We start from the raw sequence: 20893 nt of genomic DNA, 5'->3' as shown, positions 1-20893 counted from the left end.
GCGCCCCATTGGCGTTTACGTGGTGGGTGAAACTTCTTTGCCCGACTCGTCAACACGGAGGTGTGCGACATGGCCGACGCCGCTGGACGGCTCACCAAGCTCGCCGAGGAGGTGCTGGGAGTCCCGCTCCCGGTGCGCATCCGCGCTTGGGACCGCAGCGAGTCGGGCCCGCCAGGGGCACCCACACTCGTCATCCGCCATCGGCGGGCGCTGCGCCGGCTGATGTTCAAACCGGGCGAGCTGGGCCTGGCCCGCGCCTGGGTGGCCGGCGACCTCGACATTGAGGGCGATCTCTACGACGCGCTCGACCGGCTCGCCGGACTGATCTGGGAGCGCGGCGACACCGCGCCGCCGCACCGCGCCGCCGCGCTGCGCGCATTGGCCCGCCCGGAGTACCGCGCCGCCGCCCGGGAGCTGCTGACGCTGGCCGGTGCTCCCGTCCCGCCGGCGCCGCCCGCGGAGGAGGTCAGACGCCGGCGCGGGCCGCTGCACACCCTGCGGCGCGACAAGGAAGCCATCAGCCACCACTACGACGTCGGCAACGACTTCTACGCCCTGGTACTCGGCCCGTCCATGGTCTACTCCTGCGCCTACTGGGGGACCGCCGAGGACGGCGTCGCCACCCTGGAGGACGCCCAGCGCGGCAAGCTGGACCTGATCTGCCGCAAGCTCGGCCTCCAAAAGGACCTGCGGCTGCTGGACGTCGGCTGCGGCTGGGGCTCGATGGTGCTGCACGCGGCCCGCGAGTACGGCGTACGGGCGGTCGGCATCACCCTCTCCGAGGAGCAGGCCACCTTCGCCCGTAAGCGCATCGCCGAAGCCGGGCTGGCCGACCGGGTCGAGATCCGGGTGCAGGACTACCGCGAGATCCACGACGAGCCGTTCGACGCGATCTCCTCGGTCGGCATGGCCGAGCACGTCGGCCGCACCCGGTACGCGGAGTACGCCGACGTCCTGTATGCGCTGCTCAAGCCCGGCGGGCGGCTGCTCAACCACCAGATCGCCCGGCGGCCGGTGGCGGACGAGGAGGCGTACCACGTCGACGAGTTCATCGACCGCTATGTGTTCCCGGACGGTGAACTGGCGCCGCTCGGCCGGACCGTCGGCCAGCTGGAGGACGCCGGATTCGAGGTGCGGGACGTGGAGGCGATCCGGGAGCACTACGCGCTGACGCTGCGCAGCTGGGTGACCAACCTGGAGCGGCACTGGGACGAGGCGGCGCGGCTCACCTCCCCGGGCCGGGCCCGGGTCTGGCGGCTGTACATGGCCGCCTCCGCGCTGTCCTTCGAGCGCAACCGGATAGGAGTCAACCAGGTGCTGGCGGTCCGGACACCGGACGCCGGGGCCTCCGGGATGCCGCTGCGGGCGCGGGAGTGGACCGGCTGACGCCGTTGTGCGCCGGGCCCCGGCCGGGCCCGGCGCACCCACCGGCCGCTCCGCGCTACTCCGCCTTGATGGCGGCGAGGATGTTCAGCCGCGCCGCCCGGCGGGCCGGCCACAACGCCGCCAGGACACCGATCAGCGCCGCCACCGCGAGGAACAGACCCATCCGCCCCCAGGGCAGCTCCATCTCGTACCCCTTCATCGACTTGCTGATCAGCTGACCGCCGGCCCAACCGAAGAAGACGCCCAGGCCGACCCCCAGTACCCCGCCGAAGAGCGAGATCACCAGTGACTCCAGCCGCACCATCCGCTTGATGCCGAGGCGGTCCAGTCCGATGGCCCGCAGCATCCCGATCTCCTGCGCGCGTTCGAAGACCGACATCGCCAGGGTGTTGATGACACCGAGCACCGCGACGATCACGGCCATGGCGAGCAGCCCGTACAGCACGTTCAGCATCATGGTGATCTGGCCGGCGATCTCGTCGGAGACCTGCTGCTTGTCGGCGACGGAGATCGCCGGGTTCTTGCCGAGCGCGGTGACCAGCGACTCCTTGGTGGCGGCGGAGGCGCCGTCCCGGGTCTTCACCAGCACCCGGGTCTCGACGACCTGCTTCTGGTGCGGGGCGACGGTGGCGTGGTCCACCAGCACGCCCATGAGGATGTCGCTGGGCTCGTAGACACCCGAGACGGTGAGGGTGCTCTTGGTTTTGTCGTTGAAGGTCACCGGGATACGCGAGCCCGGGTGCAGTTTGAGCCTCTCGGCGGTCCGCTCGTCGACCACCACCCGGTCGCCCCGGAGCCGGCCCAACGAGCCCTGGGTGAAGTCGAGTCGGGTGAGCTGGTCGAATGTGCCGCCGTCGACGGAGGTCAGCATCGCCGGGTCGGCGCCGTCCGTGACGGACTGGCGCAAGGGGCTGACGGCGGTGACCTCGTCCAGGGTGCCGAGCTTCTTCGCCACCTCGGGGGAGAGCGGCTGGTTGCCCGCCATGGAGACCACGTAGTCGGCCTTGAGGGACGCGACGGCCTTCTTCTCGACGCCGGTCTGCACACTGGTCGCGATCACCGTCAGACCGGTGATCAGGGTCAGCCCGATCATCAGCGCGGAGGCGGTGGCGGCCGTACGGCGCGGATTGCGGACCGCGTTGAGCCGGGCGAGGGTGCCGGCGACCCCGAAGGACCGCAGGACGGGTGCGGCCAGCGCGATCAGCGGGCGGGACAGCAGCGGGGTCAGGATGAACACGCCGGTCATCGCCACCGCCGCACTCAGGCTCAGCACCTTGACGCCGGCTTCGTCATCGGAGATGTGGGTGGCGGCCAGCACTCCGGCCGTCCCGGCGCCCGCGACCAGCGCACCGAGGGTGTTGCGCACCACCAGCGACTTGGTGGTGGGGGTGGCGTGCACGCTGTTCATCGCGGCGACCGGCGGGATCTTCGCGGCGCGCCGGCCCGGCAGCCAGGCGGCCAGGACGGTGATGAGGACACCGACGAGCAGGGAGGCCACCACGGCCGAGAAGGGGACCACCAGGGGGCCCTCGGGCGTGGTGGTGCTCATGCTGCTCGTCAGGGAGCGCAGTCCGGCGCCGATGCCGATGCCGACGGCCAGGCCGACCACGGAGGCGATCAGGCCCACCACGAACGCCTCCAGCAGCACCGAGCGGGTGACCTGACGGCGGCTGGCGCCGACCGCGCGCAGCAGCGCCAGTTCCTGGGTGCGCTGGGCGACCAGCATGGTGAAGGTGTTGGCGATGAGGAAGATGCCGACGAAGAGCGCGATGCCGGCGAAGACCAGCAGGTACCGCTGCATCTCTTCGCTGTTGCTCTCGATCATCTTGGCCAGGTCGTCGGAGAGCTGCTTGCCGGTGCTGACCTCGGCCTGCCCCTTGGGAAGCACCGACTCGACCGCGGACTTCAGGGCCGTCTGGGAGGTGCCCGGGTCGGCCCTGAGCTGGATCTCGTGGAAGCTGCCGGGGGCGCCCAGCAGCTTCTGGGCGGTCGGGGTGTCGAACAGGGCGAGGCTGCTGCCGGGCGGGACCCGGTGGGCGTCGGTGGTGAAGATGCCGGTCAGCCGCTGCTCGTGGACCGGGCCGTTGGTGGATATCCGTACGGTGTCGCCGACCTTGTAGCCGGCCTTGTCCGCGGTGGGGGCGTCCAGTGCGAACTCGTGCGGGCCGTGCGGGGGTGCGCCGTTGCGCATCGGGTAGCGGGGGTCCTTGCCGCCGGTGCCGGGGGCGTAGTTGCCGCCCTCGCTGTGGGAGGCGTCGCCGATCAGCTCGCCCTTCTTGTCGGCGATGGCGGTGAAGCCGTGGACGACACCGGTGGCGGAGGCGGCGCCGGGCACCCGGGCCGCCTTGTCGAGGAGCTTCTGGTCGAGGAGGGGCGGTGCGCCGGTGGCCTCGCCGGACCGCGGCTGGAGGGCCACGTCGACGTTGCGGAAGCTCTGCTGCATCGCGCCCTCGGACGCCTGGGAGATGGTCGAGGTGAAGACCAGGGTGCCGGCGACAAAGGCCACGCCGAGCATCACGGCGAGCACGGTCATCAGCAGCCGGGCCTTGTGCGCAAGCACATTGCGCACGGCGGTTTTGAACATGAAGGGGTCCTGGAGGTGAGGTCCGGTGGTACGGGTGGCGGCTGCCGCTGATCAGGTCGTGCGGGCCCGGGCGTCGGGGCCGGGGGTCCGGGGCGCCGCCCCGGAAAGGTTCCGCATCCGCTCCAGCACGGTGTCGGCGGTCGGACCGGCCATGTCGTCGACGATCCGGCCGTCGGCGAGGAAGACCACGCGGTCCGCGTACGAGGCGGCGACCGGGTCGTGGGTCACCATCACCACGGTCTGGCCCAGTTCGCGCACGGAGTTGCGCAGGAAGCCGAGGATCTCGGAGCCGGAGCGCGAGTCGAGGTTTCCGGTCGGCTCGTCGGCGAAGATGATCTCGGGCCGGGAGGCCAGTGCACGGGCGACCGCGACGCGCTGCTGCTGGCCGCCGGAGAGCTGGCTGGGGCGGTGCTTGAGACGGCCGGCCAGGCCGACGGTCTCCACGACGCGGTCCAGCCAGGCGCGGTCGGGCTTCTGGCCCGCTATGTCCATGGGCAGGGTGATGTTCTCCAGGGCGTTCAGGGTCGGCAGCAGGTTGAACGCCTGGAAGATGAAGCCGATCTTGTCGCGCCGGAGCTGGGTGAGCTTCTTGTCCTTCAGCCCGGTCAGTTCGGTGTCGCCGATCCGGGCGGAGCCGCCGGAGATCGCGTCCAGCCCTGCCATGCAGTGCATCAGGGTCGACTTACCGGACCCGGAGGGGCCCATGATCGCGGTGAACTGGGCCTGCCGGAATTCGACGGAGACCGCGTCCAGGGCGACCACCTGGGTCTCGCCCTGTCCGTAGACCTTGGTGAGGTCCGTGGCGCGGGCGGCCGCCGCGGTGGCGCGGGGGGCGGGGGCGACGCCGGTGTGGGTGGTGGTCACGGGAACGGCTCCTGTCGGGACGGAGGACCTCGGATCCGCGACGGCCGTGAGGACAGCTGCCGCGGACGGAAGCGGACCTTTCCATCGTGGGACAGGGCGGGGGGCTCGGACGTCAACCCCTGTGCCCGTCCTGGGCCACACCTGGGAGGTAGCCGGGGAGTGCGGGTCATCCCTGGGGAGGAGCGGAACCCTGACGGGCGCTACTGCGTCCGCGGTGGCCGGACGGGCCGGCGCCGCGGCGGCGCGGGGGCTCGGAGAGGGCGTCGAGTTTCCGTCAATTCGGACAAGAAATTGCGTTGCGGGGTGTCCTGGCGAAGGTGGGCCTCAGGCATGTGCCCAAGGCCTGTACCCGGCACTGATGCTCCCTCAGTTGCCAATAAAATAAGACAACCTCGGGAAGAGCGGCCGGTCTGTGTCGTGTGCTGCGGGCTACGCTCGTGCTGCCTCTTTGAGGTGGCATGGGGGGAGCCCAGGCCCGGATGGTGGAATGCAGACACGGCGAGCTTAAACCTCGCTGGCCTACGGGCCGTGCCGGTTCAAGTCCGGCTCCGGGCACTGCTCAAGCGCAACCTTGAGACCTTGAACAAACAACCATATAGATCCCAGGTCCCTGCGCTTCACCGGAACACGCCGGGAACGCGGGGACTTTGACGGTGTGGACGACGAGAGCCGCCCGCGGAAAATCGTGCCGGAAATATCCCGGGTTACCAAGTGAAGTGCCGCCATGACGGCCTCGGGCAAACGCCTGGGCGGCCCGCCCTGTGCGCGCCCTGTTCGTACCGTGTCCTATGCCGGGGCTGCTCCCGGGGAGCGCTGAGAGCCCGTCAACTCGCCTGACCGCAGGCTGTCTTCGAGAACGGCGGTCGGGTGTGGCGGGCGGGGCCCACCGAAGGGGGGCCCGGCGGACGGCAGGGGTTCTCCGCCTTCGTGGTGGGTGGCGCGGCGTTCGCCTCGTACGGCCCTCGCGGGGCGCACTCCTGGCGCATACCCGAGGTAACTTGAATATTGGATTTTCCCGCTGTCGGTGAGCCGATACCCGGCACCGCGCACTTCCTCTCCGACGCCATCCGGCTGATGTGCCCGCCCTGATCCGGAAAGCGTTGTGCCACTTCTGTTGCCCGGGCCCGCTTTTGCCTTCTTCGCGTCGCCGGGTGGTGGACGGCGAACGCGCCGGGCGCCGAGCGATCGGCGCTTTCGGAAGTTTTGCGGCGTGAAAAAAATGGCACCCCATCGCCTTCGGATGTGAGGCGATGCGAGGTGGTGGCCGCTACACGCAAGGGCGGGCGGCCCGCTCCGGCGTTCGAGGGCGGCCGGGGAGCCGAAACGGGCGTACGGAGCGGTCGAGCGGATCACCGCGGTTTTCCCGGTGCCGAGAGCGTTGCGCGTTGTTGTGGGAGATTCACAACTTACCGTCGCCGAAATCGGTCTGCTCTGCCCCTCTTTGGCGAGCGTATCGCTGAGATGATCTCTACGGGCCCGCCATGGGCTTTGTGCGGTTTCTATGAGATCAGAGGAGACGGAGATGACCGAGAACCGTCAGGTGCTGGTGACGGGTGTCGGAGCGATGACTCCGGTCGGCGCCGATGCGTCATCGTCCTGGTCGGGGCTGCTGGCGGGGAAGTCCGGGGTGCGCGCGCTGGAAGAGGAGTGGGCCACGGATCTCCCGGTGAGCGTCGCGGCCTCGCTCACCGAGGATCCGGCCGCCGCGCTGCCGCGTACGGAAGCCCGGAAGCTGGACCGCAGCGAGCAGTTGGCGATACGCGTCTCGCGCGAGGCCTGGCAGGACGCCGGCGCGCCCGAGGTCGAGCCCGAACGGCTGGCCGTGGTCATCGGTACCGGCACCGGCGGTGTGCTGACCACCCTCGGCCAGGACGACCTCTTCGAGAAGTCCGGGGCACGCCGGCTCTCGCCGTTCGCGGTGCCCATGCTCATGCCCAACGGACCGGCCGCCTGGGTGAGCATGGACCTGGGCGCCAAGGGCGGGGCCAGGACGCCGGTCAGCGCCTGTGCGTCCGGTGCCGAGGCGCTGGCGATGGGCCTCGACCTGCTCCGTGCCGGGCGGGTGGACGTGGTGGTCGCGGGGGGCGTCGAGGCCTGCCTGCACCCGTTCACCCTCGCCGCCTTTGCCCAGATGAAGGCGCTCTCCACGCAGTCGGCGGACCCGGAGTCGGTCTCCCGCCCGTTCGATGTGGCCCGCAGCGGCTTCGTCATGGGCGAGGGCGCGGGAATCATGGTCCTGGAGCGCGCCGGGTTCGCCCGGGCCCGCGGCGCGACGGCGTACGGCACGCTGGCCGGCAGCGCCGTCAGCTCCAGCGCGAACCACATCACGGCGTCCGACGCGGCAGGCCAGGTCCACGCCATCGAACTGGCCCTGCGCGATGCGGAGCTGACCGCGCGGGACATCGGCCATGTGCACGCCCACGCCACCTCCACCGAGTCCGGCGACCTGGCCGAGGCCGAGGCGATCGGCCGCGCGGTGGGCACCCATGCCTCCGTCACCGCCACGAAGTCCATGACCGGCCACATGCTGGGTGCCTCCGGCGCGGTGGGCGCGCTGGCGGCGCTGCTGGCGCTCAGGGACGGCGTGGCCCCCGCCGTCCGCAACCTCGACACCCTCGACCCGAGGATCGACCTGGACGTGGTGCGGGGCGAGAACCGGGCCGGCCGCTGGAACGCCGCACTGGCCAACTCCTTCGGTTTCGGCGGCCACAACGTGAGCCTGGTCTTCACCACGTGACCGTAGGGGGAGGGGGCCGCCACGTGATCCGTGGCGGCCCCCTCCCCGCAGGGCGTGGTGGTCCCGTCCCGCGCCTCAGCGCTCCACGAGAGCGAACAGGCTCTCCCAGCAGCCGACGATCTCATCCGTAGAGAAGCGCTGGATGTTCTCCCGGGCCGCTTCGCCCATGGTGTCGCGGAGGTCCTTGTCGGACATCAGGGTGTCGAGATGCCGGGCGAACTCGGTGATGTTGCCCGGGGGAGCGAGGAGGCCGTCCACGCCGTCCGAGATGATCTCGTGGACGCCCGGTGCCACATCGAACGCCACACACGGCACGGCCGTCGCCATGGCCTCCATGGGGGCCAGCGGGAAGCCCTCGCCGCGCGAGCTGAGGGCGAAGACCGCGCTCTCCCGCAGTGCGCCCGGCACGTCGGACGTCCGGCCCATCCAGGCGACCGTGGACGCGACTCCCAGGTCCGCGGCCTGCTTGCGCAGTGCCTCCTCTTCCTCGCCGGAGCCGTAGATCCGCAGCGTCCAGTCGGGGTGCTGCGGCGCGACCTTGGCCCAGGCCTCCAGCAGGAGGTCCACGCCCTTCTCCTCGTGGAGCCGGCCGATGCTGACCACACACTTGTGGGAGCGGTCCGAGGGGACCTCCGGGAAGAACGGCAGCGGGTTCGGCATGAAGCCGACGTTGTCCATCCGCTGCCGGATCCAGCGGTCGGCGTCCTCCCGGGTGAGCGTCAACATCCGGTCGACGTTCGCGTAAAACCGCTTGACCCGGGCGAAGCGCGACGACTTACGGCAGGTTTCGAAGGATTCATGGCTCATACCGATCACACTCAGACCCGCGGTGTCGGCCAGCGCCACCCACTCCATCGCCCACACCTGCGTGACGATCACCACGCCGCCCGGCGCGGCCGCCCGGAACAGCGCGCTCATCTTGCCCGCCTGCTCGTGCATACCGGCCTCGCGGGCAGCGCGACGGCGCTGCTCGACGAGGTTGAGCCTGCCCTTGAGGCCCCGCGCGGGGTGGACCGACGGCGGGTGCTCGGAGTAGAGCGTGGTGGTCTTGAACGGCAGGTCGGCCGCCAGCTCGTGGACCCGCCCCTCCGGGGGCGGCACCACGCCGATGAGGTGCACCCGGTGGCCCCGCTCGCTGAACAGGCGCGCCATCTGGTGCGACCAACTGGTGACGCCACCCACCTCGTTGACGCTGTTGGAGACGAAGAAGATGTCCCGCGGCTCGGCTGCGTACGACTCGGTCATCAACGGCTCCACTGCGCGAAAAACTGATCGACGATGCTCTGGGCGGCGTTGCCCTGGTCGTATTCACCGAACTTGGCGACGAATTCCCTGCGGCTCTCCGCGTATTCCGCGGACTGCGAGTCGAAGGCCTTGATCGCCTGGTGGAAATCGTCCTCGGTGCGGACCACCGGGCCCGGTGCGTGCTCCAGCAGATCGAAGTAGGTGCCACGGCCCTCGTGCACATACTCGTCGTAGTCGTAGGTGAAGAACACCAGCGGCCGGTCGAGCAGCGCATAGTCGAACATCACCGAGGAATAGTCGGTGATCAGCCCGTCGGCCAGCTCCAGCACCGGGGTCACATCGTGGTGCCCCGATACGTCGATGATCCGGCCCTGCACGGTCGGCGGCAGCACCACGTGATTGAGGTAGTGCGAACGCACCAGGAGGACATAGCGGTCGCCGAACCGATCGGCGAAACGCTCCACGTCGAAGGGCAATTCGAAGCGCCCGTGCCGGCCGCCGGCCTTACGGAACGTCGGCGCGTAAAGCAGCACGGTCTTGTCGTCGGGAATGCCCAACTTGGCCGCCAGCGGCCCGCGTTCACGCACCCCCCGGTCCGCCTCCCGCTGCCGGGCGCGTACCAACGCGTCATTGCGCGGGTACCCCACCCGCAGCAGGGTCTTCTCCTTGAGCCGGAAGGCCCTGGCGAGGGTGTGCACATCGTGCTCGGAGCGGATCAGGAACCGGTCGAAGCGGTCCAGCGAACGCTGCTGCTCCGCCTGCTGCTGCCGGGTCTGCGCCTTCAGCGCCGGCTGGTCGAAGCCCATGTTCTTCAGCGCCGAGCCGTGCCAGGTCTGGAGGTAGGTGGTCTCCGGGCGCTTGGTGAGCTTGAGCGGATAGCTCTGGTTGTCCACCCAGAACTCGGCCTGGGCCAGTGCCTTGAGGTAGGGCAGTGACCAGCGCTTGACGAGCGTGGCGTCCTTGGGGAAGCCCTTGGGGGACCCCGCGTACGACCAGATCGCCTCGAACTCCAGGCCCTGCCGGCGCATCTCCTCGTAGAGGGCGCGCGGGCTGTCGCTGTACTGCTTGCCCAGGTGGCTTTCGAAGACCACCGTGCGCTTCTTGACCGGCAGCCGGCTGAACACCTCGTGATAGGCGCGGATCTTGTTGTCGCCCGAGAGGACCTTGCCGCGCAGCGCCTTCGCCTTGCGGTAGCCGGTCTTGGCCAGCGTCCCCGGCTTGCCGTGCACCCCGCGGGTGATCAGTTCCTGTACGCGCTCGGCCTGCCGGCTCTCGCTGACCAGGCGGAATGCCAGATGGCCCTTGGCCGAGACATGCGGTTCGAGGTGGTCGGCGACCATGCGTGTCAGCCGCGGCCGCACCGGCAGCGCCCCGGACAGCGCGGTGTCGGCGACGGTGAGCCGGCTCGTGGTGCGCACGCCGTCCACCTCCAGACGCAGCCGTACGTCCCAGATGGTGTCGACGATGCCCAGCGGGCGCAGCTTCGCGGTGAGGTCGGCGACGGCCGCCCAGTGGATGGCGTCACCTTCGTGGCGCAGCTCCTGCACCGGGAAGTGGAAGGACTGCAGGCTGCGCCGCCGGGCACTGAACTCCAGCTCGCCCTTGAGCCGCGCACCGGGCGGGATGAGGCCGAGCGGGTTGGTGATCTCGCCGGTCAGCGAGACGGCCCGGCCCACCTCGCCGAAGCCGGTGAGCTGGTTGCGCAGGAACAGCTGGTTGACCGGCTTCTCGTGGTAGCCGAGGTCGGTCACGTCCAGCACACCGCGCCCGAACGCATCGTCGAAGTGGCCCCCGCACCAGTAGATCCGGCCGTCGTGCTCGGCGAGCGGCGAGGAGAGCTTGGTGCGGTTGATGAGCGTGTCGACGGCCGGGATCAGGTTGGCCCAGTCACCCTGCTGGAGCAGATACGCACAGATGGCCTGTATCGGCTGGACGTGCTCGTACGCCTCGGGGGCCACGCCGGCGAGGTATTCCCGGGAGAGCTCGGCGAACTCCCGGCGGTAGGCCTCGTCCCGGAACGGCAGATCCCGCAGATGCAGCACCAGGTCGTGCTTGAGGAATTTGATGTCCTTGGCGAGCTTCATCTCGGTGAGACCGCGCTCCGCCAGCATGGCGTCGATCCGCTTGTGGACCTCCAGCCGGTGGACGTAATTTCTCATCTCGTGCCGGCGGTTTGTCACCGACTTCACGGCGCCCTGCGTGTAGACATTCCAGAAATAGACCTGATTGGGGATCAGGGTGATGCGTTCCGCGGCGAGGTAAGCATCGGCGATAAAGAGCAGGTCCTCGTAGAACAATCCCTTGGCGAAGCGGAGATTGTGCGCCATGAGGAATTCGCGCCGGTAGCATTTGTTGGTGGAGAGGGTGTCCCACACGAACAGGTCCGGAAATTCCGTTACGGAATCAATGGTCCGGGTGGTGGAGTACAGCCAGGAATACCACTCGTCCCGCTTCTTGTTGCGGGTGTCCACATGCAGTCGTACGCACTGACCGGAAACGATATCGGCGCCGGTTTTCTCGGCGGCCTCCAGCATATTCCGGCACGCATTGGGTTCCAGGACGTCATCGCTGTCCAGGAACATGACGTAGCGGCCCCGGGTGTGCTGGATGCCGGCGTTGCGCGGCTCGCCGCACCCACCGCTGTTCTCCGGCAGCTGGAAGGCTCTGGCCCGCCCTGGATGATCAGCGGCGAGCCGCTGCGCCACTTCGAAAGAACGGTCGGTGCTGCAGTCGTCGACGATCACCACCTCGACGTCCCGGAGCGTTTGATCCAGCACGGACTGAACCGCGGTCGGCAACCGGTCGGCGTCGTTGTAGACGATGACGACTACTGAGACGTCAGGCACAGGCACCTCAACCCTCTTTCGCTACTGTTTCCCGCCAGAATAGCCCTATGTGTACCCCCGGATTACAACCGATCGCGTCCATAGCGCTACGGACGGTGAGTCGCGGGAGAGTGGCGAGGGGTACTCCGGCGTTCGGATCTTGACCATGCGTCAGCCCTGCGGATCCACCCGCCGGGGCAGGATCCGGCCGCCAGGGAAGACGGGTCCCCCCGTGAATCGGTTGCCTGCCGCGTCAGGCGAGGTCCGTTGCGATCAGACATTTATCGGATTTCGCGCGAAGCGTCCCGGGAAGGAGTCCCCGGGGCAGCGGAGGGAAATGGCAGTTCGAGCGCGACGGCCTCCCGCGACGACAACGGACGGCAACAAGAAGGCAACAAGAGAGCGGTAAGAGTGCGACGGGCACGGCAAGAACACAGCAACAACACGGCAAGAGATCGAATATCCAAAATGACGGGGACGGGCGGGCGCGACGGTGTAGCGGCAGGGCCGCCCGGCCGGTCGGGCATCGCCTGTCCGGGGCCACTCCGGGCACCCCGCCGGACCCGCTCCGGGCACCTCTGCGTCCTCTCGCACGTCCTCCTCTCGGAGGAGGTGTCCGGGCGGGTTCGGGGAAAGATCCTGCTCAAGAACTAGCGACGCCCCTTTGCCAAGCCATTACGCTTGCCGTCGAGGCCGCGCAGGGCGGCCATGGAGGAGTGAGATGAGGAGCAGCAACCCGGTCTTCTCGCGACGGGGGTTCAGCCGCGCCACCGGCTACGCGGGCTTCAACGCACCGCCGCAGGCCGGGGCCGCCGCGAACCCGTACGCCGGAGCCAACCCCTACGCGCAGGGCGGCAACCCCTACGCCCAGGACCAGCAGCAGGTAACCCAGGCACCGCCGCAGTACAGCCCGCAGACCCGCCCGATGACGATGGACGACGTCGTCATGCGCACGGGCATGACGCTCGGCACGCTCATCGTCGGCGCCACCGCCGGCTGGCTCTTCCTGACGGGGAGCCTCGGCTTCGCGTTCGGTGCCGGCCTGGTCGCGATGGTGCTGGGCGTCATCCAGTCCTTCAAGCGCACGCCGTCGCCCGCACTGATCCTCGGGTACGCGGGGCTGGAAGGCCTCTTCCTCGGGGCGCTCAGCGGCTTCATCAACGACCTGCCGAAGCTGCACGGCGCCCCCATGCAGGCGGTGCTGGGCACGATGGCGGTGTTCGTCGCCATGCTGGTCGCCTACAAGACGCGGATCATCCGGGTCACCGCCCGGTTCACCCGCTTCGTGATCATCGCGGGCCTCGGCTTCTTCCTGCTGTCGATGGTCAACGTCCTGTTCATGGTGTTCAGCGGGGGTGACGGCCTCGGCTTCCGCAGCGGCGGCCTGGGCATCGTCTTCGGCGTCGTGGGCGTGGTCCTCGGCGCGCTCTTCCTGGCGCTGGACTTCAAGCAGGTCGAGGACGGTGTCGCCTACGGCGCGCCGCGCGAGGAGTCCTGGCTGGCGGCGTTCGGCCTGACCACGACCCTGGTGTGGATCTACGTGGAGATGCTGCGGCTGATCTCCATCCTCCGGGGCGACTGACCCCGCACGACGCCGGGCGCACCAGGCGCCGTACGCGGCCCGAGCGCCGCACGAAGGGCCCGTGGGCAGATCTGCCCACGGGCCCTTCGGCGTGGTGAAAGGAGTGTCCCGAGCCGGACCGGGGCCGGGCCCCGTCACCGCGGATCAGAACTTGCGCGCGGCGCGCCTGAGGTCGTGTTCATGGACAATTGCCTTGGCGTGGCCGTAGGCGAGATTGTGCTCGCCACGGAGCCAGCTGACCTTTTCGTCGAAACGGAAGAGAGCGGGGCCTTCTTCAACGGTGCGGAGCCAGTCGGAGATTTCCCGGCCGGTGCAGTGCGGGATACGGGAGAGCATGTTCCGGTGGGTCTCTTCTGAGAAGAGCTGAGACATCGGCGCCTCCGGACGCGGTCGATGCTGGTTCTTCAGCCCACCGTGCCTGAGCGTTCGGGCGTTGGCAACCACCCCGGGGTGGCGCATAGGCTCACTGCGTGCTTGACGTGACCCCCTTGCAGACCGCCGTGGACGCCCTCGCCGACCGGCTCCGATCGCTGCCGCAGAGCAGGCTCCACCAGGGTGCCGCGGCCGAAGGTCTGGCGCTGGCGCGGCAGTTGGCGGCCCGCGCGCAGCTGATCGAACGGCCGGGGGAGCCCCCGCGGGAGCTGCCGGACGCCGGGGTGTTCGCGGCCGGCGACCAGCTGGCGGTGGCCGGCCACGATCTTGTCGAGGCGCTGCGCGCCGCGGCGGTGCGGATGGCCGACGCGGCGGGGGTTTCTGACGCGAAAAAGGCCCCCGCCGACGAACTGGCGGAGGCCGTGCGATGCGTCCGGGCGACGGCGGAACGCTGCTGACGCGGACCGCCGCGCCGGGTCAGAGCGAGGCGATGACGCGGTCGGCGAGGATGTAGACGCTGTCCTCGCGGCTCTCGCCCCAGGAGAAGGTCAGCGCGTACGCGCCGGAGATGCCGGAGCCGCCCAGCAGCACGGGGGTGTGCCCCGCGTGCAGTGCGCCGGCCACGCGCTCCGCGGTCTCGCGCTGCCCGGGGGTCAGGCAGAGCGTGGTGCCGTCGGTGAAGACATAGACGTCCAGGGTGCCCAGCGGGCCGGGGCGGACGTCCGCGAGCGGGGTCGCCAGCTGTGCCAGTTCCTCCAGGCGCGCGACGGTGCGCTCGTGGTCACTGACCACCGGGGACGGGGAAAAGTCGGGGTGCGAGGGGTGGCGCCGGCGCGCGGCGGCCAGCTCGGCGGACTCGGTCTCCTCGACGGGCTCCAACTCCGGCGCGTCCAGGGCGTCCATGGACTCCAGCGCGTCCATCGCCTCCAGGGCGTCCGGGCCCAGCAGCGGCTCCAGTCCCGCCAGGTCCGCCTGGCGGGGGAGGAACGGCTGGGTGTCGAACCGGTCGGCGTCCTGGTGGTCGGGCAGCTCGCGCGGGTCGGCGCGGCCGTCGAGGAGGTCGTCGCCGAGGCCGGCGAGACCGCCCAGCAGGGACGGGGCGTCGGCGGCGTCCCTGGCCTCCTGCGCGGCCCAGAAGGCGCGGGCCTCGGCCAGTTCGCGTTCCCGCTCCTCGGCCAGGGCATCGGCGACGGCGGCACGTATGTCGGCGAGCGGGGTCTCGGCGGCGGGAGTGGCGCGGGCGGCCGGGATGGCTGCCGCGGCCGGGTGCACCGCCGCGGGGCTCGCGACGGCGTCCTGCCGGGCCGAGCGGAGCTCGGCGTGCAGCTCGGCGAGCTGCCGGCGCAGGGCGCGGGCGGTGTGCAGGGCGGCGGCGCCCAGCGCCACGGCGACGGCCGCGGCCAGCAGCAGGACGAGGGTGGTGACGCTCATGCCGAAACCTCTCTTCGTTCGGTCCCGCACGGGCGAGACGCGCACCCCTGGGCGAGGCGCCCCCGGCCGGTGGCCGAGGGGGTCCCCGGGTGACGCTCGCTCATGCGTCCTCCCCACTTCGCTCGGCGGCCCTCACCTCAGCGCACGGGCCGCGCACCGATACGTGGACTCGCCCCGGCCTTCGGTCGGGGTGACCCCCTTGATGCGCTCGCTCACGGGATCACTCCTGGTAGCGCCTCGCTCACCGGCGTACTCCCGTTAGCAGAATGTTCTCCGACTTCCTACATCAGGCTGCCGGTGGTCGGCGACCGCTCCGGGTGCGCTATGTCCTGAAAAGGAGGGGAGCCGGGGGCTTGTTCGGCCGGGCGAACCCCTGCTGACCTGCAAGAACGCCTCTCCTTCAGGGCGTTGGTCACAATCCTGGGGGAGATTGGGTCGCGATCTCGTTAACGAGTGGCACAGGTCACGCCATGTCGCCGCCCGTGTCCGGATGACCGCGAGGGGTGTGCGCCGGGCGGTAGTTGGTCTGTTTTGTCGCGCGCCCTGGCGAGCGGCGCGCGGCCGGGCGCATGCGCTCGCGCGCGCGGCCGGCGGCCACTCTCTGCTACGGGGCGGGCCGGGCGTGCGTACTGCGGCTCAGCTCAGCCGTGGGCGTTCATGGTCGCACTGAGCTGAGCTTCCGCTGCGAGCGGATGCCGGGGCACTCGTTCCTCGCACCCCGACCTCCACCATCCGCTACGACTCAGCTCAGCCGCGCGTGTTCGTGGTCGCGCTGAGCTTCGCCTCCGCTGCGGGCGGATGCCGGGGCACTCGTTCCTCGCACCCCGACCTCCACCATCCGCTACGACTCAGCTCAGTCGCGCGTGTTCGTGGTCGCGCTGAGCTTCGCCTCCGCTGCGGGCGGATGCCGGGGCACTCGTTCCTCGCACCCCGACCTCCACCCTCCGCTACGACTCAGCTCAGCCGCTCGATGACCATCGCCATGCCCTGGCCGCCGCCCACGCACATCGTCTCCAGGCCGAACTGCTTGTCGTGCCACTGGAGGGAGTTGATGAGGGTGGTGGTGATCCGGGCGCCGGTCATGCCGAAGGGGTGGCCGACGGCGATCGCGCCGCCGTTGACGTTGAGGCGGTCCAGGTCGATGCCCAAGTCGCGGTAGGACGGGATCACCTGGGCGGCGAACGCCTCGTTGATCTCGACCAGGTCGATGTCGGAAACCGAGAGGCCGGCCCGCCGCAGCGCCTGCTTGCTGGCCTCGACCGGGCCGTAACCCATGATCTCGGGGGAGAGGCCGGAGACGCCGGTGGAGACGATCCGGGCGAGCGGGGTCAGGCCCAGCTCGCGCGCCTTGGTGTCGGACATGATGACCAGCGCCGCGGCCCCGTCGTTCAGCGGGCAGCAGTTGCCGGCGGTCACCAGGCCGTCGGGGCGGAAGACCGGCTTGAGGCCGGAGACGCCCTCGACGGTGACGCCGGCGCGGGGCCCGTCGTCCTTGGCGACGACCGTGCCGTCGGGCAGCGTGACCGGGGTGATCTCCCGCTCCCAGAAACCGTCGTTGATCGCCTTCTCGGCGAGGTTCTGGGAGCGGACGCCGAACTCGTCCATGTCCTGGCGGGTGATGCCCTTGAGGCGGGCCAGGTTCTCCGCGGTCTGGCCCATCGCGATGTACGCGTCCGGGATCAGCCCGTCCTCGCGCGGGTCGTGCCAGTCGGCGCCCTCCTGCTCGGCGCGCGCCGCGGTGCGGGCCTCGGCGTCGGCGAAGAGCGGATTGTGGGTGTCCGGCAGGCCGTCGGAGCTGCCCTTGACGCTGCGCGAGACGGTCTCGACACCGGCCGAGATGAAGACGTCGCCCTCGCCGGCCTTGATGGCGTGCAGCGCCATGCGGGTCGTCTGGAGCGAGGAGGAACAGTAGCGGGTGATGGTGCAGCCCGGGAGGTGGTCCATCCCCATCTGGACGGCCACGATGCGGCCGAGGTTGTGGCCCTGCTCGCCGCCGGGGAGACCGCAGCCGAGCATCAGGTCGTCGATGTCCTTGGGGTCCAGCTCGGGGACCTTGGCGAGGGCGGTCTCGATGATCTTGGCGGTCAGGTCGTCCGGCCGCAGATCCTTGAGCGAACCCTTGAAGGCGCGGCCGATCGGGGAGCGGGCGGCTGAGACGATCACGGCTTCGGGCATCACACGGCTCCAAGTGCGCGGGAAATGGGCGGACTGTGAGGGAAGTTACCTGCACGTAGTGCTGAGGTCACGGGGTCCGCGCTGTGATGCGGGCCTCTTTTCTAAGCGGGCGCTTATAGAACGAGGAGGGGCCGCGGGGTATTCCCCGCGGCCCCTGGCGGGAGGGTGTCCCCCTCGCCGACCGGACCGCCGGCCACCGCCCGCGGTGTGCCGGGCGGCCGCCCGTCACGGAATGACCGAGGACGGGTCCGTCGGCTCCGGCGTCGGCAGCTGGCGGCGCCTGCGATGCTTGAGCAGCGCCCAGGGCGCACGGCGGGAGGCGGTGACCTCCGTGCCGCCCTCGGAGGCCGCCTCGGCGGCCGCCTGCGCGACCGGCAGCAGGCCCTCGCCGCGTGCGGGCTCCGGCTGCTCCTTCTCCGGCCACAGGCCGAGCGAGGCGCACAGCGTCGGCAGCACGGCCATCGCGGCGGTGGCATAGCCCTCGGCCGACGGGTGGTAGTTGTCCGGCCCGAACAGCTCCCGGGGGCGCGCCTCGAATTCGGGGCCGAGCAGATCGCCGAGCGAGACCGTACGGCCGCCGCTCTCGACCACCCCGATGGTCTGGGCGGCGGCGAGCTGCCGGGAGAGCCGCCGGGCCACCCAGCGCAGCGGCTGGTAGACCGGCTCGATGGTGCCCAGGTCCGGGCAGGTGCCGACGACCACCTCGCAGCCCGCCGCACGCAGGGCGCGCACCGCCTCACAGAGATGGCGGACCGACTGTGCCGGCGGCATCCGGTGGGTGACGTCGTTCGCGCCGATCATGATGACGCAGACGTCCGGGGTCTCGGTGCCGTCGGCCAGCATCAGCTCCACCTGGCGCGCCAGATCGTCCGACTGCGCGCCGGGCAGCGCCACATTGCGGAAGTCGACGGGCAGCTCGGAGAGCGCGGCCAGGCCGGAGGCGAGCAGCGCGCCGGGAGTCTGACGGGCGCGGTGCACGCCCTGGCCCGCGGCGGTGGAGTCGCCGAGGAAGCCGAGCCGCAGCGGCGGGCGGTCGGTGAGGTGGTCGAAGGCGGCGCCGTAACGGCCGTCGGCGCACGGCGGAATGTCGCTGGAGCCGCCGACCGTACGGCGCGCCAGCCGGACCTCGGTCAGCAGCACCCCGACGGCGGCCACCCCGAGCAGCCCGATCCCGCCGCCGCCGAAAGCGGCGGCGGTCGCGATCCGCCGGGCCACTCTGGCCCTGGACATCGTCATCGGCATGGGCCGGGCACCTCCCCGCGCAGTGCGGGCGCGCCCTGGCACCGGGGGCCGGACGCGCTCTTGAATCGGCAAGAACTCCTACAACAGGGTGTTGCCCGTTCCTGCACGGAACGCAACTCATCCCTCCTCTAACGGACCCGGGCAATAGGCTGGCCGCACCGGCGCAGGACAGCGTGCCCCCGACCGCGGAGACCACCGTGCAGTTTTACGATTCGATGATTGAGCTAGTCGGCAACACCCCGCTCGTGCGGCTCAACAACGTCACTCGAGGAATCCAGGCCACCGTCCTGGCGAAGGTCGAGTACTTCAACCCCGGCGGTTCGGTCAAGGACCGGATCGCCGTGCGGATGATCGAGGCCGCCGAGCAGTCGGGTGAGCTGCAGCCCGGCGGCACCATCGTCGAGCCGACATCCGGCAACACGGGTGTGGGCCTGGCGATCGTCGCCCAGCAAAAGGGTTACAAGTGCATCTTCGTCTGCCCGGACAAGGTGTCCACGGACAAGATCAATGTGCTGCGTGCCTACGGTGCCGAGGTGGTGGTCTGCCCGACCGCCGTCGACCCCGAGCACCCGGACTCGTACTACAACGTCTCGGACCGGCTGGTGCGCGAGACGCCCGGCGCCTGGAAGCCGGACCAGTACAGCAACCCGAACAATCCGCGCTCCCACTACGAGAGCACCGGTCCCGAGCTGTGGGAGCAGACCGGGGGGCGGATCACCCACTTCGTGGCGGGTGTCGGCACCGGCGGCACGATCAGCGGCACCGGCCGCTATCTGAAGGACGCCAGTGACGGCAAGGTCAAGGTGATCGGCGCCGACCCGGAGGGCTCCGTCTACAGCGGCGGCTCCGGGCGCCCGTATCTGATCGAGGGCGTCGGCGAGGACTTCTGGCCGACCGCCTACGACCGCACCGTCGCGGACGAGATCGTGGCGGTCTCGGACAAGGACGCCTTCCAGATGACCCGGCGGCTCGCCAAGGAGGAGGGCCTGCTGGTCGGCGGCTCCTGCGGGATGGCCGTGGTGGGTGCACTGGAGGTCGCCGCCAAGCTCGGCCCGGACGACGTGGTGGTCGTGCTGCTGCCGGACAGCGGCCGCGGCTACCTCTCCAAGATCTTCAACGACGAGTGGATGGCCGACTACGGCTTCCTGGAGGAGGGCGGCGCCGCCGCCCGGGTCGGCGAGGTGCTGGAGTACAAGGAGGGCGCGCTGCCCTCGCTGGTGCACATGCACCCGGAGGAGACCGTCGGCGAGGCGATCGAGGTGCTGCGCGAGTACGGCGTCTCGCAGATGCCGATCGTCAAGCCGGGCGCCGGGCACCCGGACGTGATGGCCGCCGAGGTCGTCGGCTCGGTCGTCGAGCGCGAACTGCTCGATGCGCTGTTCACCCAGCGCGCCTCGCTGACCGACCCGCTGGAGAAGCACATGTGCCCGCCGCTGCCGCAGGTCGGCTCCGGCGAGCCGGTCGCCGATCTGATGGCGGTCCTGGAGAGCGCGGACGCGGCGATCGTCCTCGTCGAGGGCAAGCCGAAGGGCGTGGTGAGCCGGCAGGACCTGCTGGCCTATCTGGCGCGCGAGGCCGGCAAGTAGCGACGGGACCCGGCGGCCGGGGCGTGGGGCGGTGACCGTCTTCCACGCCCCGGCCGCCGTCCGTTCCGCACCTGTCACGGCGTCAAGCGGACGTCAGGAAACGGGGCGTCGCCGCAAGGTGTACGTATGCGTCATGTGCTCGCAGCACGGGCTTAACACGCGTCGGGCAGATTGAGGTCACGGCGACAAGGACCTCCGGAGCGGCTCCCGGACCTCCACCGTCGCCACCGGATGCGCCGACCGGCTTCACCCCGGAACGCGTCCCGTGCGGGGGACCGCCGTCGTCCCGCCCCCGGCAGCGCCGGGGTGCGGCGGCCCCCGCACCTTCCGGTCCCTGCCGAAGCCTTGAGAGCTCCGCGGTCTTCGGACTCCTGCGGCCTTCAGGCTCTTGCGGCTTCCGGCTTCCGGCTCCTGGGGCCTTCAGCCCCTGCGGTCTTCGGTGTCCCCTGCGCCGTCGCGGTGGTCCGTGCGGGAGCGCACCAGCCGGTGCAGGCCGCCGCCCGCTACGGCGTTGACGCCGACGATCCCGGCCCAGCACATCAGCAGTCCCGCTTCCCCGGCCTGGCTCGCGGCGATCGCGGACAGCGGCACGGCCAGCACCAGCGAGAGCGCGGCGAGCCCGCACCGCTCCCAGGAGAGCGGGCCGCCGCCCCCGGGGCGCGGCGGCCGGGTGCCGCGGGCCACCTGGACCTGCTGTTCGGCGAGTTGCCGCCGCACCCGCTGGTCGACGCTCCGCTCCAGCGTCTCCAGGAAGGACTCCAGGAGTTCGGACTCGTACTCCGGCCCCAGTTCCTTGCGCGTCTGGAGGGTCGCGTCGAGTTCCTTGCGCAGCTCGGGGTCGTGGATCGCCATGCCGCGAGAATA

Annotated in this window: 14 protein-coding genes and 1 tRNA gene; 6 read left to right on the top strand and 9 right to left on the bottom strand. The window is 70.4% G+C overall.

The genetic code is table 11. From position 1 onward, the window contains the following. The first annotated feature begins 69 nt into the window (after positions 1–69). On the top strand, positions 70–1386 hold the full coding sequence (locus CFW40_RS13455) for a cyclopropane-fatty-acyl-phospholipid synthase family protein (RefSeq protein WP_088798014.1): 1317 nt from the start codon (positions 70–72) through the stop codon (positions 1384–1386). Positions 1387–1441: 55 nt separating this feature from the next. Here the strand turns inward: CFW40_RS13455 and CFW40_RS13450 are convergent, their stop codons facing one another. Further along, the gene (locus tag CFW40_RS13450) at positions 1442–3970 is read right to left on the bottom strand and encodes an ABC transporter permease (RefSeq protein ID WP_088798012.1); all 2529 of its coding nucleotides are present in this window, start codon (positions 3968–3970) and stop codon (positions 1442–1444) included. A 51-nt stretch (positions 3971–4021) separates the two neighbouring features. Beyond that, the gene (locus CFW40_RS13445; protein ID WP_088798011.1) at positions 4022–4834 is read right to left on the bottom strand and encodes an ABC transporter ATP-binding protein; all 813 of its coding nucleotides are present in this window, start codon (positions 4832–4834) and stop codon (positions 4022–4024) included. Between the two features lie 473 nt (positions 4835–5307). On the opposite strand from CFW40_RS13445, the gene CFW40_RS13440 reads away from it, so the two are divergent. Together CFW40_RS13440 and CFW40_RS13435 are read left to right on the top strand one after the other, a co-directional pair. Beyond that, positions 5308–5389: transfer RNA gene (locus tag CFW40_RS13440), tRNA-Leu, on the top strand. A gap of 967 nt (positions 5390–6356) precedes the next feature. Next, positions 6357–7571: a beta-ketoacyl synthase gene (locus CFW40_RS13435; protein WP_088798010.1), complete on the top strand. Its 1215-nt coding sequence runs from the start codon at positions 6357–6359 to the stop codon at positions 7569–7571. A gap of 75 nt (positions 7572–7646) precedes the next feature. Here CFW40_RS13435 and CFW40_RS13430 read toward each other — a convergent pair whose 3' ends face one another. Together CFW40_RS13430 and CFW40_RS13425 are read right to left on the bottom strand one after the other, a co-directional pair. After that, the gene (locus tag CFW40_RS13430; protein WP_088798009.1) at positions 7647–8816 is read right to left on the bottom strand and encodes a glycosyltransferase; all 1170 of its coding nucleotides are present in this window, start codon (positions 8814–8816) and stop codon (positions 7647–7649) included. Further along, on the bottom strand, positions 8816–11662 hold the full coding sequence (locus tag CFW40_RS13425) for a bifunctional glycosyltransferase family 2 protein/CDP-glycerol:glycerophosphate glycerophosphotransferase (protein ID WP_176956689.1): 2847 nt from the start codon (positions 11660–11662) through the stop codon (positions 8816–8818). Before CFW40_RS13425 ends, CFW40_RS13430 begins: the two co-directional genes overlap by 1 nt. Positions 11663–12362: 700 nt before the next feature. Between CFW40_RS13425 and CFW40_RS13420 the strand changes: the two genes are divergently transcribed. Next, a complete protein-coding gene (locus CFW40_RS13420; protein WP_088798007.1) occupies positions 12363–13223 on the top strand; it encodes a Bax inhibitor-1/YccA family protein in 861 nt (286 codons plus the stop codon). 144 nt (positions 13224–13367) lie between these two features. On the opposite strand, the gene CFW40_RS13415 is transcribed toward CFW40_RS13420, so the two are convergent. Further along, the gene (locus CFW40_RS13415; protein ID WP_030088455.1) at positions 13368–13595 is read right to left on the bottom strand and encodes a DUF4287 domain-containing protein; all 228 of its coding nucleotides are present in this window, start codon (positions 13593–13595) and stop codon (positions 13368–13370) included. A 98-nt stretch (positions 13596–13693) separates the two neighbouring features. Between CFW40_RS13415 and CFW40_RS13410 the strand changes: the two genes are divergently transcribed. After that, positions 13694–14053 (top strand): hypothetical protein, encoded by a 360-nt coding sequence (locus CFW40_RS13410; RefSeq protein ID WP_088798006.1) that lies wholly within the window; start codon positions 13694–13696, stop codon positions 14051–14053. Positions 14054–14072: 19 nt separating this feature from the next. On the opposite strand, the gene CFW40_RS13405 is transcribed toward CFW40_RS13410, so the two are convergent. The 3 genes from CFW40_RS13405 to CFW40_RS13395 form a co-directional block, all read right to left on the bottom strand. Beyond that, positions 14073–15026, bottom strand: a complete 954-nt coding sequence (locus CFW40_RS13405) for a hypothetical protein (RefSeq protein WP_088798005.1) — start codon at positions 15024–15026, stop codon at positions 14073–14075. 954 nt (positions 15027–15980) lie between these two features. Then, positions 15981–17201 (bottom strand): acetyl-CoA C-acetyltransferase, encoded by a 1221-nt coding sequence (locus CFW40_RS13400; RefSeq protein ID WP_088798004.1) that lies wholly within the window; start codon positions 17199–17201, stop codon positions 15981–15983. Positions 17202–17426: 225 nt separating this feature from the next. Beyond that, a complete protein-coding gene (locus tag CFW40_RS13395; protein ID WP_176956509.1) occupies positions 17427–18443 on the bottom strand; it encodes an SGNH/GDSL hydrolase family protein in 1017 nt (338 codons plus the stop codon). A gap of 197 nt (positions 18444–18640) precedes the next feature. Between CFW40_RS13395 and CFW40_RS13390 the strand changes: the two genes are divergently transcribed. Further along, entirely contained in the window at positions 18641–20029 is a 1389-nt protein-coding gene (locus CFW40_RS13390; protein ID WP_088802093.1) for a cystathionine beta-synthase, read from the top strand. Between the two features lie 420 nt (positions 20030–20449). On the opposite strand, the gene CFW40_RS13385 is transcribed toward CFW40_RS13390, so the two are convergent. Next, positions 20450–20881, bottom strand: a complete 432-nt coding sequence (locus CFW40_RS13385; protein WP_088798003.1) for a hypothetical protein — start codon at positions 20879–20881, stop codon at positions 20450–20452. Between the last annotated feature and the right edge of the window lie 12 nt (positions 20882–20893).

Origin of the sequence: Streptomyces sp. 2114.4, from assembly GCF_900187385.1 — a bacterium.
In the GTDB taxonomy this organism is placed as follows: Bacteria; Actinomycetota; Actinomycetes; order Streptomycetales; family Streptomycetaceae; genus Streptomyces; species Streptomyces mooreae.
Note: the sequence above shows the minus strand (reverse complement) of the source record. Positions and strands in the feature narration are given on the sequence as shown.